This is a genomic window from Enterobacter sp. MALB-1 (assembly GCF_041021625.1).
GTDB lineage: Bacteria > Pseudomonadota > Gammaproteobacteria > Enterobacterales > Enterobacteriaceae > Enterobacter > Enterobacter oligotrophicus.
On the sequence record NZ_JBDPJL010000001.1, the window covers coordinates 3,256,061 to 3,270,402 of the forward strand.

Here is a 14,342-nt window from a genome sequence, read left to right on the forward strand (position 1 = left end):
TAAATTTGTTGCCCGGCGAACCGGGCAAACCGTCAACGCTCCACGCGTACCCAGCGCTGCTGCTGGTGACTTTTCACTATCGCATCAATGATATACATGACGTTCGCCCCCTCGTGGAAAGTGGCAAACTGCGGCTGTTCCGGCATTTTCCCCACCTGCACGGCGCGGTAAAACTGCGCCATCATATTTTTAAAGGCGTCAGGCCAGCCTTCGATATGCCCACCGGGGAAATGAGCGCTGTCGGCCACGTCAGGGTTCATCAGGCCAGGATCGTCGGAGAGCGTTTGGTTAGGCTGCGCGCGATGGCCGATCCACAACCGTTGCGGCACCTCCTGATCCCACGCCACCGACCGCTCGCTGCCGTTGATTTCAAACGTGAGACGGTTTTTGCGTCCGGCGCTCACCTGCGAGACGCTAAAGCTGCCTTTGCTGCCGTCGTCAAAGCGGAACAGCACCGAACCGAAGTCTTCGGTGGTGACCGGTTTATCTGCATACTGAGCATGCTCGTCGTGCGTAAAGGTCTGATTGCCCGCCACGCTAGCCTTGCGCGTCGGCCAGACGATGGAGAGATCGGCCATCACCTCGGTAATACGCCGCCCGGTGACAAACTGCACCGTGTCGCACCAGTGGGAACCGATATCCGCCACCGCGCGGGACGCCCCGCCGAGCGCGGCATCCACCCGCCAGTTGTAGTCGGTTTCCAGCAACATCCAGTCCTGCAGGTAGCTGCCGTGCGAGGCAAACAGCCGCCCGACGCTGCCCGCGCGCATCATACTCGCCGCCTGGCGCACCATTGCAAACTGACGATAGACAAAGCTGACGCCGTGCACCACGCCCGCCTGCTCCGCCAGCGCCACCAGCTCGCGCGCCTCGTCCGGCGTCATACACAGCGGCTTTTCGGAAAACACATGCTTACCTGAGCGCAAAATCTGGCGGTTAATTTCCGCATGCAGGTGGTTCGGCGTGCAGTTGTGCACCACGTGCAGTTCCGGATGCGCGAGCAGTTCTTCCACGCTGCCATAGGCATGCGGCACGTTAAGCTGGCGTGCTTTTTCCTGCGCCTGAGCAAACGTGCCGTCGCACAGCGCCACCACCTGGACAAATCCAAGGCGGCGCAGCGCCTCAATATGCGCCGGGCCGATAAACCCGCTGCCGATAATGCCGACGTTAATCATGGCTACCCCCTGCCGCGAAATCGTCAAACGCGCGCCCGGAGACGGGAATGATGTGGCGGCGGATAAACTCACTGCCTTCCCGTGCCCCGGTATCACCGTCTTTCAGGCAGCACTCCCACTCCAGCACCGCCCAGCCGTCGTAGTCGTACTGGGTCAGCTTGCTGAAGATGCCTTTAAAGTCGATCAGCCCGTCGCCCAGCGAGCGAAAGCGTCCGGCGCGGTTGATCCACGGCTGGTAGCCGCCGTACACGCCGCTGCGCCCGTTGGGGCGGAACTCGGCATCCTTCACGTGGAACGCTTTAATGCGCGAATGGTAGAGGTCAATAAAGGTCAGGTAATCCATCTGTTGCAGCAGCATGTGGCTCGGGTCGTAAAGAATGTTGCAGCGCGGGTGGTTATCGACCAGCGCCAGAAAACGCTCGAAGGTCACGCCGTCGTGCAGATCTTCTCCCGGATGCAGCTCAAAGCAGACGTCCACGCCCTGCTCGTCAAAGGTATCCAGAATCGGCCGCCAGCGGTTTGCCAGTTCCTGAAATGCGTCCTGAAAACGCTGCTCGTTGTGCGGCGGCCACGGGTAGAAAAACGGCCAGGCCAGCGAGCCGGAGAAGGTGGCGTGCGCTTTCAGGCCTAATCTGGCCGAGGCGACTGCCGCCTGCTTCACTTTCTCCGTCGCCCATGCCTGCCGCGCCATATCGTTACCACGCACAGCGGCAGGCGCGAAGTGGTCAAACGCCTCGCTGTAGACGGGGTTCACCGCCACAAGCTGCCCTTCCAGATGGGTCGACAGCTCGCTGATGACCAGCCCGTGCGCTGCCAGCTTGCCCGTGATTTCATCGCAGTAGGTCTGGCTCTCCGCCGCTTTCTCCACATCAAAAATATGCGGATGGTTACAGGGGATCTGCACCGCTTTGTAACCCTTAGCAGCCGCCCAGCTCGCCAGCCCGTCGAGGGTGTTGAACGGCGCTTCCCCACCGATAAACTGCGACAGAAAAATACCCGGTCCCTTAATCGTTCTCATACCACCTCCTGAACATTACGCCTTGTCATCGTCATACTTAAACGTGAGAAGGAAAATCAGTGCAATCGCCGCGGCAGCCACCGCCGGTATCCACCAGAATGTCACCCACGCCTGCGGCACAGTTTGCCCCGCCACCAGGCGGTTATAGAGCGCACCGGAAATCTGTGAGCCGAGCAGCATGCCGATGCCATAGGTGAACATCACGATCATGCTCTGGGCCTGACCTTTCACCTTTTCACCCGCCACGCGGTCGGTGTAGATAAAGCCGACCACAAAGAAGAAATCGTAGCAGACGCCGTGCAGCAGAATGCCCAGGTACAGCAAGATCCGCCCTTCCTCGCTGACGCCCAGCGCAAACATGGCGTAACGCACGAACCATGCCAGCATGCCGATCAGCAGCATATATTTCACGCCCAGGCGGCGGAACAGCAGCGGAATGACCAGCATGAAGAAGATCTCGGACATCTGCCCGAAGGACATGGCGGTGCTGACGTCCGCAATCCCGGCATCCGCCAGATAAGAAGCGGTGTAGGCGTAGTAAGTGCCGAGCGGAACGGAGATCAGCATCGCGCAGACGGAGAAGACGAAGAAATGGCGTGTTTTAAGCAGCGCGAAGGCGTCCGCACAGAAGAGATCGCGCACCTTAACGGGCAAGCCTTTCGCCGGCGCGGGCGTGTGCGGCAGAGTCAGGCTGTAGAGCGCCAGCAGCACGGAGCTGGCCGCTGCCACCTGGAAGATGGTAACGCTTGAGGCCACGCCGGTGACGCCGATGAAAATACCCGCCACGATCCAGCCGATGGTGCCGAACACGCGCACCACCGGGAAGGTTTTATCCACGTTTGCCAGGCTGTGAAACGCGATGTTGTTGGTCAGCGCCAGCGTCGGCATGTAGCAGAGCGTGTAGCCAAACAGCAGGCCGATCAGCAACGCGCCGTTTTCAGCAATCAGCGCCCCCGGCACGAACCACAGAATTGCCGCGCCCGCCAGGTGCATCACCGCCATCACCTTCTGCGAGGCAAAGAAACGATCTACCAGCATACCAAGCACAAACGGCGACAGAATGGAGGCGATCGGCCCGGCGGAGAACGCATCGCCAATCAGTAAAGACATGTTGTGCCGGGTCATCACCAGGCCGAGCGTGACCGACCAGCTACCCCAGATAAAAAACTGCAGAAACATCATCAGCGACAGACGCGGAACCAGCAGCCGGTGCTGCACTATCGCCTTTCCACTACTTTCAGTTGACACCATGATAAGCCTCACCCGCAAAAAGTAATCGATTACAAATCAGTTCAATTGAAAAGTAATCGATTACAAAATAAAGATCCTGTGGATCGAAACAGAATTGGGAGGGGGGTCACGATAAAGATGTTGGGGAAGTTGCGAGATGCGTGGTAGGCCCGGTAAGCGCAGCGCCACCGGGCGTGAAGGCGGGTGCGGTCTGGTGCCCTCACCCCGGCCCTCTCCCGCAGGGAGAGGGTGCAAACACTAAAAACGGCAACCAGGTTGCCGTTTTGCTTTTACCTTCGAGAGAGCTTAAACGCGATAAACAGGAATACCACCCACACAGGCAGCAGCATCGCTGAAAGGCGCATCTCATCCATGGTACACATCAGCACCAGAATCAGCCCCAGGAAAGCGATACAGAGGTAGTTGCCCGCCGGATAAAGCAGCGCCTTAAACTGTGTCTCACGTCCCTTGCGACGCATAGCGGCGCGAAAGCGCAGGTGCGCCAGACAGATCATGATCCAGTTCAGCAGCAGCGTGGCGACCACCAGCGCCATCAGCAGGCCAAAGGCCTCTTTCGGCAACAGATAGTTGATCAAGACCACCAGCGACGTAATAGCGCCAGAGAGAAAAAGCGAATTGACCGGCACGCCGCGGCGGCTGACGCGGGTGAGGAACTTCGGCGCGTTGCCCTGTACGGAGAGGCCAAACAGCATACGGCTGTTGGAGTAAACCCCACTGTTATAGACCGACAGCGATGCCACCAGGATGACGAAGTTCAGCGCCGAAGCCACCACGTTGCTGTTCAGATCGTGGAAAATCATCACAAACGGGCTGCTGTCGGATTTCACTTCCACCCACGGATAGAGCGCCAGCAGTACCACCAGCGAACCGATATAAAACAGCAGGATACGGTACACCACCTGATTGACCGCTTTCGGGATGCTTTTATGCGGATCGCGCGCTTCAGCCGCAGTGATCCCAATCAGTTCCAGCCCGCCGAAGGAGAACATAATCACCGCCAGTGAGAGGATCAGCCCCTTCCAGCCGGTTGCCAGGAAACCGCCGTGCTGCCAGAGGTTGTCGATGGTGGCGCGCTCGCCGCCGTGACCGGAGAACAGCAGCCACAGGCCAAAGCCAATCATCCCGATGATCGCCAGTACCTTAATGAGCGCGAACCAGAACTCGGTTTCGCCATACAGACGCACGTTCACCAGGTTAACGGCGTTAATAATGATGAAGAAGGCCGCGGCCCAGATCCACGTCGGGACATCCGGGAGCCAATACTGCATATAGATGCCTGCGGCAGTCAGCTCCGCCATCCCCACCAGCACGAACATCACCCAGTAGTTCCAGCCGGAAAGGAAGCCGGCGAACGGGCCCCAGTATTTATACGCAAAGTGTGCAAACGAGCCTGAAACCGGCTCTTCGACAACCATCTCGCCGAGCTGGCGCATGATCAGGAAGGCGATAATCCCGGCGATGCCATAACCCAGCAGGACCGCCGGACCGGCCATCTGAATGGCGGGACCGATGCCGAGAAACAACCCAGTACCGATAGCGCCGCCGAGGGCAATTAACTGAATATGTCGATTTTGCAAACCACGTTGCAGCGTCGGATGTTGATCCGACGAGGCTTCAGCACGACCGTTGCCTGAAGCGGATGACGCGTCTTTCACGTCCTACCCCTGTCTCTTTTTTAGAAGGGGCACGTTTTAACACTTCATGCTGGTGGTAGCAAGGGATTGGGGCATCCATGCCCCGGATAACGAGGGTGGAACGCTTAGAACTCGTAGCCAACCGAGACCTTAAAGGTACGCGGTTCGCCCTGAGTGACGTAAGTACCGGAATCGTCTACGCTTGCCCAGTAGTTTTCATCGGTCACGTTGTCGATGCCCGCACGAAGGGTCATCTGGTTTTCGTTGTGGTTCACCGCAAAGCGATAACGCATCCCCAGGTCCAGCGTGGTATAGCTGTCGAGCTTTTTGGTATTGGCCAGGTCGGCATACTGTGTGCCGGAGTGGTTCACGCGCGCGGTGGCGGTCAGGCCCTCAATCGGCTTGATGTCGTACTCGGCACCCAGCACGGCGTAGAAGTTCGGGATACCAATCGCATCGTTACCCTGATTCACACCGTTGTTGGTTTTGGTCAGCTCCGCCTGCAGCCAGGTAGCACTGGCGTTCAGGCGCATCCCCAGCATCGGTTCGCCAAAGACGTTCAGCTCAACGCCACGGTTACGCTGCTCAGCATCCAGGCCATAGTGGCCGTTGCTGTTGAGGATCGCCGACGGCATTTTGATTTCGAACAGCGCCAGCGAGCCGCCCACACGGCCAAAGTCCGCCTTCACGCCCACTTCGTTCTGTTTAGAGTGGACGATACCGGTGCTCTGACCGTAGTTGGTGGCAGTGTTAGGTGCGGTTTTACCCGGCTGCAGCGCTTCAGTGTGGTTGGCATACAGGGAAATTTCTTCCCACGGTTTGTAGACCACGCCGTAGGTTGGCATCCAGCGGCTGCCATCGAAACCGTCTGCGTCGTTTTCCGCACCGGTGATTTTGTCATACCCGCGGATGACGACCTTCTGATGGCGCGCCCCGGCGGTGAACAGCAATTTGTCGTCCAGCACGCCCAGGGTGTCGCTCAACAACCAGCCCTGGGTACGGGTGCGCCCGCTGGTCAGCGGATCGCTGTATTTTCCGCCTAAGCCGTTGAAGTTAGAGCTGTCCGGCATATCGACACCGGTATTGTGGTAGATGTTGGTGGTCGGGGTCTCTGACGACATCTTCCACGCGATTTTTTCGTTTTTGGTCATCGCGGAATACCCCACGTTGACCTTGTGCGATACGAAGCCGGTATCAAAGTTACCGCGAATCCCCGCCATCCCGCTGACGGAATCGCTGATACGGTTGGTGTCGAGACGGCTGACCGTCGCCTTGCCACTTTTATCCACCAGCTTCGGCGCGCTGTAGATCCCTTCCTCATGCGAGTGCTGCGCGCCGAGGCCAGTATAAGCCGTCCAGTTGTCGGTGATGTCATACTCGCTGCGCCACATACCGAATTCGTTTTCGATATTGCTGTAGGCCCATTTCTGCGAGAAGTTGCGATCGTTTTTCGGCGGATCGGGGACGAAATCCACTCCCGAAATGTTGACGCTGGTCGGGCTACCGTGGAACGTTTTCTTCTGATAACCCAAGTCCAGCGAGGTACGGAAGTTGTCGCCCTTGTAATCCAGGCCGGTAGAGAGCAGCGTGGTGCGGCGGCGGTCGTTGGCGATTGGCGTTTCCCCTTCACGGTGGACCAGGTTCACGCGCGCGCCAAACTGATCGCTGTCGCCAAAGCGACGGCCCGCATCCAGCGTGGTGCCAAACTGCGAATCGGAGGTGTAGTCCACACCCACTTTCGCCTGCGGCGTTGCGCCCGCATGTTTTGGCTCAAGGTTAATCATCCCGCCCACGCCTGAGCTTGCTGCACCGTTCATCAGGGAGTTTGCCCCTTTGAAGATCTCAATGCGGTCAACCATCTGGGCATCAACGACCTGGCGCGGCAACACGCCGGAGAGACCGCCAAAGGTCATGTCGTCGCCGTCAAACTTCAGGCCACGAATACGAAACGTTTCCGCACTGTTGCCGTAACCCTGGACGTACTGCACGCCCGCGTCGTTAGCGACGACATCAGCAATGGTTTTCGCCTGCTGATCTTCCACCAGTTTCGAGGTGTAGCTGATGATATTGAACGGAACGTCCATGGCATTCTGCTGGCCGAGCATTCCCATGCGTCCGCCGTTGGCTACCTGCCCGTCAAGAAAGGCTGGCACCAGCTGGTCACCGCCGGGTTTGAAATCGCTGGCGGGAGCAGACTGGACAACAATGGTGTCCTCTTTTTTAGCCTCCGCCGCAAAGGCGGAGTGCGTAGCCGCAGCAATGGCAAGCGCCAGCAGCGTTTTGTGCATTGTGGTGTTGTTCATAAGTAACTCATTAAAAGTACACGCAAAATGGCCCGTAACCGGGCCTTAGAATTTATTTAAGAGAGATGCGAACGACGCTGTCCGGGCCGTTAGTGGAGTTGTCTTTATTGAACGCCTGCTTAACGGTGACGTAGAGCGTCTGACCATCGGCCGACAGCAGCAGGCTGTTCGGATTCGGTGGCAGATCCCAGGTATGCTTCACGGCATAGGTGGTGGCGTCCAGGCTCAGCAGCTTGCCGCTCTCGCGCTGGGTGATGTACAGCTCATTGCGTTTGGCATTAAATTTCACCGCCAGCGAATCGCCTACATCAAGTTGTTTGATCACTTCGCCCGTGTGAATATTCAACACCAGCGTGGTTTTGGCTTTAGAGTTATCGGTGACGAACAGACGTCCTGTGGCCTTATCTTCCGCCAGGTTCAGGAGCAGCGCAGGCTTGTCGCCCAGCGGTTTCCAGCGTTTTTCAATTTTATTAGTGTGCGGGTTGATAACGAGGATCTCGCCGCCGCCGTTGGCCGCATACAGACGATCCGTCTGTTCAGACCACAGCAGCCCGGTGACCCACTGACCGGCATTTTTGATGGTTTTTTTCAGTTTCAGGGTTTCGGCATCAACAACCCAAATCACGCCTGGATCGCCCACGCCGCCGACATACAGCGTGCCTTCATGCAGCAGAATTTCACGCGCGCCAAACGGGAACCCTTCTTCGTTACGCTCGGTAAACATCAGGCGCTTTTTGACTTTACCGTCTGCGGTGTTAATGGCGCTGATACCGCCGTCCAGCGAGTTAGTCACATAAACGGTCTGCCCGTCAGGGGAGATCGTCATTGCGAAGTTTTTCAGGTCGGTATGGCTGCGGCCCGTGGTTTTCAGCGTGGCGGGATCAAGTTTGTAGACCACCCCACCCTGCACGTCCTTGAAGCCTTCCGCGCTGGCAACAAACAGCGCATCGCCTTTCTGGTTGAGCACCATTTCGTACAGGCCATCGGCAAGATCGCGTTTGATCACACCCGTCTCAGCCGGAGCCGTCACGGTTTTCTGGGCTTCTGGCGCAGGTGCTGTCGTGTGCTGTGCAGCACAGCCGGAAAGCGAAGCAGCAACGAGCAGTGCCAGCGCGGACAATTTTTTGGTCATCAGGAACATCCTTTACCGTTTAAAGAGAGTCAGGCGGGGATCTGCGTCGCATAGGGCTGCGATTATGATTGTGTTGGCAGGCTGTAAGGCCAGAGCAGATTCCACCGTTGTACTCAGTGTTCCGTGTGAGATCTGCTCACTATTGATGCGGGATGAGTCCGTCAACGCCCGCAAACACTAAAGAGAATGAGAACTATACTCATTATCTTTATATAATCAAGTGTAAAAAGACGTAACCCAAGGACATTGAAAGGGGCTGGAAACTGCATCACTTACTCACTTTTAGAGCAGAAGAAAACGGGCAAGCCGTCATAGAGGAAGAGATAGCTGTTGTCATTGGCGGGAAGTATTTTCAGGCTGATACCGCGATCGCGCCGATGAAAGAAATCTGGCGTATGGTCTCTGAAAGCCTGCGGCTTTTTCGGCAATGCATTTGTCTCATTCGAAACCATGATCACCTTGTCTGATTCATTCCAGTAGTTGAAGGTAATTTTGTTGCTGATCGCCTCCGGAGGTTTCCCTTTTTCCCGGTATTCCCCTGATGACTCATAAATTCCTCTGCCATTCCTCAACGTATAATTCATACTCACATCAATAGCGCTATTTTCATCCACAATAACAGCCTGAATCTGACAGCTAAAATTATCCCGCCGTTCGTGAACGGACCAGGCACCCAGTAAAGGTGCAATAATACCAAACGCGATCAAAGCCCCGTGTATTAATGGTTTATTCATTATAGTGTTGCCTGTAAAAAATTGACCGGCAATTCGCTGCACTTGCTTTTGGATTGCGATCGCAGACAATCACCGACATACCATGCTGAGCAATATTAAGACTTAAATAAGCAAACATCCCGGCAGTACATTGAACAGGATATCGGCTCGTCAGTGTTTCAAACGTACTGCGGCTTTTATCAATATTGTGCCATGAGGAAAACACCTCACACCCGCCAATCTTCCCCACTTTCTGGTAATGTTCAAAAACAGGGACTCTGTGATTAAATTCATACCAGAAGATTGAACAGGATAGAATAAACATTCCGCCTGCCAGCCAATACGCGAGCGTGGTTTTGTGTTTTATTGAATGAGAAACCACCGTTTTAGCTGATATTCCTGTATTTTCGATAGCAGAGGGTGAATTGTCTGACGTGAGAAAATCGTCCCGTTTTCCGACACGCAGCACCGCAGTTGATTTAAAGCCCTCCTTTGGAAAAGTCTTAATCACATCTTCCGCTAATCCGGCGGTTTTCAATGCCTTACGTACAGAGGCAATGGTCTGATACAGCGCATTCGTGGTGACAACGGTTCCGTGCTTCTCCCATATGGCGGCAAATAAAAAACGCTGGCTCAGTATCCTGTCATTGTTTTCAAGAAGTTGCAGAAGGCATTCACTGACGGGGCCATGCAGAGCGATCGACCGTTCAGGATAACCCTTCAGCGGCCCCAGGCGGCGCATCTCAGGTTCAAAAAGGAGGGTTTCATTGATCAGATAAGTATTCGTCATAGCACAACCGGGGGCTACATATAGGGACAAAGCCTGTTCATCCGTGCCCTTCAGAGGTAAAAAAAGCTGATTCAGGATAAATCATTTTAATTCACTCCTCTCTTTGGTCGCTCACATTTATTGTAATGCGATATATCGGACAACAATGATGCGAGGAGTGCCACACCAGTCCAACATTTAATGCCAATTTTTAGCAAAAATTTGAAATTAAATTTTGAGCATTTTGATAGAGACATGTTTTTAGCATAAAATACTACAAAACAGATAAATTAAGTCATTAACTCCAAGAATACCATTTATGAAAAAAAGAACACCACAAATGATTATCACGCTCCCCCTTCGCTATAGCGCATAGGGGTGTGTATTGGAAACCCCTCTTTGCGGCCTTATAATCTCCCATATAAAAAATAGGGGTTATAGAAAGGCATAAATGCAGAGGTATAAGACTAATTTAATCATACGCAAGCAGGAATGATATGGATTATCGTCTATATGGATTTATGATCGGTGATGGTATTCACTTCGACATCCTTAACCGCAGGATTTATCGCCTTACAGGTTGTCGCAGCGATAAAAACATCACATTTGTTTCGATCTATTTTAATGAAACGATGCTGAAGCTATTCCTTTATCTTCTGAAGCATGGCAGGGAAAACCCTGTCTCTAAGGAAGAGTTATTTGAGAAAATCTGGGAGGAGAATAACCTCAGCCCATCGACACAGCGATTATGGCAAGTTCTGAATAATCTGAACAATAAAATCAGGTTGCTGGGATTACCGGCGGATTTTATTAAAAACGTCAGAGGCCGTGGTTACATAATAAATTACCAGAATGTCACCCCTATTTACTACAAAATGAGTGAGCTCCACACTCTTTGCAATAATAACGGCGCAGAAATTAACCTGAGTGATTGATGTCAGCCCAGGTATTTGCCCTGAGCAGTGACGCGAAGGGCTTTTTTCCTTTCCAGTCTGTAAACATTTTTTTCTCGTTAATTAGCGGCTTCGCAGAATGCCGCCGTTGAAGCCGCCCATGCAGGCGTTCGTACGTACTCTTGCACAGCGGAGTGCCCGGTCCGCGAAAGCGATCGAAACCGGATTAACGGATCTGTCTCGCATGTCGACACCGGCTTTAACCTGGTAAAGAGCGCGGCGACTGGGTTAAATTCTGATCACTGCTCTGCGGTTGCCCGCACGGTAAAGGCTCACAATGAACAGCGTTAACAAACCTAACCCTGCGCGGCTCTCACGCTTTCGCGCACTGCTGGCCCGTTTTTTTCGCCACTCGCCGGTAAAAACATTGAGCGCGGCCATTCATCAGCGTCAGATCGTGCCGGTCTATCAGCCTTTTTTCGACAGTCAGTCGGGCAAAATGGCCGGAATTGAAGTGCTCGCCAGGTGGAAACACCCACGCTATGGCTGCGTCTCCCCTGATATTTTCATCCCTCTTGCGGAGGAACATAATCTTATCGCTCCGCTAACCCATCATCTTATTCAGCAGGTCATTGCCGATCTACAGCACCGATGTCATCTCTTCCCGGACGGGCTCTATATTTGTCTTAACCTTAGCCCCCATAACTGCCTCGATCTTCGTTTTAAAACCGATTCCGTTGAGCTTTTACACAGGCTCTCCGCAAGCCACGTGCGGCTCGTTATAGAAATCACCGAAAGGCACCCGCTGCATTTCACTCCTCAACTGAGCGAGTGGTTTGCGACGTTACGAAATTCCGGCATCGCGATTGCGCTGGATGACTTCGGCACGGGATATTCGAACCTGTCATACATTCACGCGCTGGAGCCAGAGTTCATTAAAATAGACAAACTGTTTATCCGCCAGATCGACGGTAGTGGCGATACCCGCCTGGTGGATAGCCTTATCGAACTGGCGAAAAAAATGCATCTCAGGATCATTGCAGAAGGTGTCGAAACACAGGCTCAGGCTGACTACCTGCGCTTAAAAAAGTGTGATTTTTTGCAAGGGTACTACTTCTGCCGACCCGTGGAGATTGCCGAACTGGTCAGAAAGGTGACCGGGAAAACAGGGGATGTATTTCGCAGAGACTTTTCGGTTTATGAATGAATCATGCCTGTTTATCAATGACGCGAATCATGATTAATCCATGCCAATAAAATATTACATTTACAAAAATTATTGCGCGGTATGGTTAATTAAATTTCAGGGAGTAACAAGGAGTTACCAGGATGGCAATACCCGTTTATCTATGGCTTTACGAGGAAGACGAAAAGCTACTGAAAGGAGGAGTTGATATTACTGGACGAGAGGGAAGCATTGAGCTGGTGGGGATGCAGCACGATGTATTTATCCCCACCGATGACATGACCGGCGCTGCTACCGGAACGCGCCAGCACGAGGCACATACTTTCGAAAAAGAAATTGACCCATCCTCCCCGCTTTTATACCGCGCCCTGACGACTGGCCGCACACTGGCAAAAGCTATCTTCCGATACTACCGCATCAACAATAACGGCATGGAAGAAGAATATTTCAATATCATGCTGGAGAACGTGAAGGTATGCCACATCGTGCCAGTTATGTTTGATACTAAAGACCCGGATTTTGAAAAGCATGGCCATATTGAACACGTTGGCCTGCGTTACGAAAAAATCACCTGGAATTATGTCGATGGTAATATTCAACACGCTGACAGCTGGAAAGAACGTAAAACCGCATAAGGAGATCACTAATGGCTAAATGGCTTTATAAACAAAGCACCGGTGAACTGTTCAAAAATGGAAAACTCGTTGAAACAGGTTACTCCGGCGTTCTTACCAATAAAAATAACCCTGACCGCGAGCACGTGCGAGGTATGGGGCCAATCCCGCGCGGAACATGGAAAATTAGCAGCTCTGGCACCAGCAAAGGGCCGCTGACTATTACCCTGAAACATATTAGTGGAAATACCTACGCACGCGATATGCATACCTTCCGAATGCACGGTGATAAGCGTGTTGGTATTACCGGATTTGCCTCAGAAGGTTGTATCATTATGAGTCATTCGACTCGCCTGCTTGTAAGTAAGGATACAGGTGCATTGCTGGAGGTTGTTCGATGATCCGCACATATGCACTGGCTATTATCTTCATGCCAGTATGTGTAATAGCAGCAGTTCCGGATAGCGAGTGTGCAGCACCTGGGCATTATGTCGAAGGGATGCTCCTTACCAGCATAAAGAATGATCTGGGTATTGACCTGACCACAATCCAGCACGATAAGACCGCCGTTGAAGTGCTGAGTATTGCGCCAGTATCTGATGTATTTGCCCGAAAACTTGCGATTGCTGACAGTAAGGCTGACTTAAAAAAACCAGCTGATATAAGACTTTCAGAGCGCGATTACTACCGTATTTATCACGACAACCATGTACTGACTGTAACAGCAAAATACACGTTTACGGATAAAAACGGCAAACTTGATGAATTCATTTCGTCAGCTTTTACAAATGATAATGAATGCTCGGTACGGTTCAACGGGTATCTGACCTTATCGCGAGAATTCTAGCAACTGAAGCCCGCATTGTGCTGTAGCGGGCCTGATTCACCTTTCCTCTTCCACCGCCAGAGACATACCCTCAGTTGAAAAGCACGTATTAGCTGGATTTAGCAGGCTTTGCGGTACGTTAGAAAATATAAAGATGGCACCCCTGTAGGATTCGATATTATTAATCAACGCATTGACACACAAAGAAATTATCTCATTCAATAATTATACATACCCCCTAAAGCACCCCCTCATTCGTTTGCATGAGTACAGCACCAAGAACCATCACGGAAATCTGTACTGAATTACAACATTAGCAAACAAAAATTTGAGCGATGAAATAGCTCATGCTGGTGCAACTCGCAAACAAAAACACGCATATATATACAGAAAACGTTGTTCCAGTCGTTCCAGTTGTTCCAAAACCAGTATCTATTTGAATTTTAACAATTTTATATTCCAAAAGAGGAACAACTAGAAGTCGAAAAAGTTGTTCCATATAGCGACTTTGGTACAACTGGGGAGGAAAAATGAAACGAGCAGTTGGGAAGAAAGAACTTCTGACAATAGTGCCTTTGTCACTGAGCACTATCTATAGACTGGAAAAGAAGTGGGAGTTTCCGAAGCGTTGGAACATTACTAATGGGCGCTGCGTATGGAACGCTGAAGAAGTTGAACGCTAGCTGGATGAGCGGCAGGTAACAAGTCAGGAGGAATACCAAGGAAAAAGCCGTCAAAACAACAGTGCACTCATCGTCCAGTAAGCACGCTCCTTTAGTGCCGCCATGGCCTTGTAACTCCTACTCGTAGTAGAGTATGTCCTCTAGA

Annotated in this window: 13 protein-coding genes and 1 pseudogene; 6 read left to right on the forward strand and 8 right to left on the reverse strand. The window is 52.7% G+C overall.

Features of this window, described 5'->3' with window-relative positions; all coding sequences use genetic code 11:
• Positions 1-32: 32 nt before the first annotated feature.
• The 8 genes from ABGB15_RS15585 to ABGB15_RS15620 all read right to left on the reverse strand — a co-directional run bounded on the left by ABGB15_RS15585 (position 33) and on the right by ABGB15_RS15620 (position 10,016).
• The gene (locus ABGB15_RS15585; RefSeq protein ID WP_215722787.1) at positions 33-1,175 is read right to left on the reverse strand and encodes a Gfo/Idh/MocA family protein; all 1,143 of its coding nucleotides are present in this window, start codon (positions 1,173-1,175) and stop codon (positions 33-35) included.
• Positions 1,168-2,193 (reverse strand): sugar phosphate isomerase/epimerase, encoded by a 1,026-nt coding sequence (locus ABGB15_RS15590; protein ID WP_215722786.1) that lies wholly within the window; start codon positions 2,191-2,193, stop codon positions 1,168-1,170. The genes ABGB15_RS15585 and ABGB15_RS15590 overlap by 8 nt, the downstream gene beginning before the upstream one ends.
• A gap of 15 nt (positions 2,194-2,208) precedes the next feature.
• Positions 2,209-3,444, reverse strand: coding sequence for an MFS transporter (locus ABGB15_RS15595; RefSeq protein WP_152083752.1), 1,236 nt, complete (start codon positions 3,442-3,444; stop codon positions 2,209-2,211).
• Positions 3,445-3,713: 269 nt separating this feature from the next.
• Entirely contained in the window at positions 3,714-5,099 is a 1,386-nt protein-coding gene (pheP, locus tag ABGB15_RS15600; protein WP_215722785.1) for a phenylalanine transporter, read from the reverse strand.
• A 104-nt stretch (positions 5,100-5,203) separates the two neighbouring features.
• Entirely contained in the window at positions 5,204-7,381 is a 2,178-nt protein-coding gene (locus ABGB15_RS15605) for a TonB-dependent siderophore receptor (protein ID WP_152083750.1), read from the reverse strand.
• A gap of 52 nt (positions 7,382-7,433) precedes the next feature.
• Complete coding sequence (locus ABGB15_RS15610) at positions 7,434-8,513, reverse strand: YncE family protein (protein WP_152083749.1); 1,080 nt, start codon at positions 8,511-8,513, stop codon at positions 7,434-7,436.
• A gap of 272 nt (positions 8,514-8,785) precedes the next feature.
• On the reverse strand, positions 8,786-9,247 hold the full coding sequence (locus ABGB15_RS15615) for a hypothetical protein (RefSeq protein WP_152083748.1): 462 nt from the start codon (positions 9,245-9,247) through the stop codon (positions 8,786-8,788).
• On the reverse strand, positions 9,240-10,016 hold the full coding sequence (locus ABGB15_RS15620; RefSeq protein WP_369064201.1) for a transcriptional regulator: 777 nt from the start codon (positions 10,014-10,016) through the stop codon (positions 9,240-9,242). The genes ABGB15_RS15615 and ABGB15_RS15620 overlap by 8 nt, the downstream gene beginning before the upstream one ends.
• 476 nt (positions 10,017-10,492) lie before the next feature.
• On the opposite strand from ABGB15_RS15620, the gene ABGB15_RS15625 reads away from it, so the two are divergent.
• The 6 genes and pseudogenes from ABGB15_RS15625 to ABGB15_RS15650 all read left to right on the forward strand — a co-directional run bounded on the left by ABGB15_RS15625 (position 10,493) and on the right by ABGB15_RS15650 (position 14,292).
• Positions 10,493-10,930, forward strand: coding sequence for a winged helix-turn-helix domain-containing protein (locus ABGB15_RS15625; protein ID WP_152083746.1), 438 nt, complete (start codon positions 10,493-10,495; stop codon positions 10,928-10,930).
• Positions 10,931-11,225: 295 nt separating this feature from the next.
• Complete coding sequence (locus tag ABGB15_RS15630) at positions 11,226-12,095, forward strand: EAL domain-containing protein (protein ID WP_215722784.1); 870 nt, start codon at positions 11,226-11,228, stop codon at positions 12,093-12,095.
• Between the two features lie 122 nt (positions 12,096-12,217).
• Positions 12,218-12,709 (forward strand): type VI secretion system tube protein TssD, encoded by a 492-nt coding sequence (gene tssD, locus ABGB15_RS15635; RefSeq protein ID WP_215722783.1) that lies wholly within the window; start codon positions 12,218-12,220, stop codon positions 12,707-12,709.
• A gap of 11 nt (positions 12,710-12,720) precedes the next feature.
• Complete coding sequence (locus ABGB15_RS15640; protein ID WP_215722782.1) at positions 12,721-13,089, forward strand: tlde1 domain-containing protein; 369 nt, start codon at positions 12,721-12,723, stop codon at positions 13,087-13,089.
• The gene (locus ABGB15_RS15645; RefSeq protein ID WP_225903460.1) at positions 13,086-13,535 is read left to right on the forward strand and encodes a Shiga toxin A subunit; all 450 of its coding nucleotides are present in this window, start codon (positions 13,086-13,088) and stop codon (positions 13,533-13,535) included. Before ABGB15_RS15640 ends, ABGB15_RS15645 begins: the two co-directional genes overlap by 4 nt.
• 509 nt (positions 13,536-14,044) lie before the next feature.
• A pseudogene (locus tag ABGB15_RS15650) lies at positions 14,045-14,292 on the forward strand (helix-turn-helix transcriptional regulator).
• Positions 14,293-14,342 lie beyond the last annotated feature (50 nt).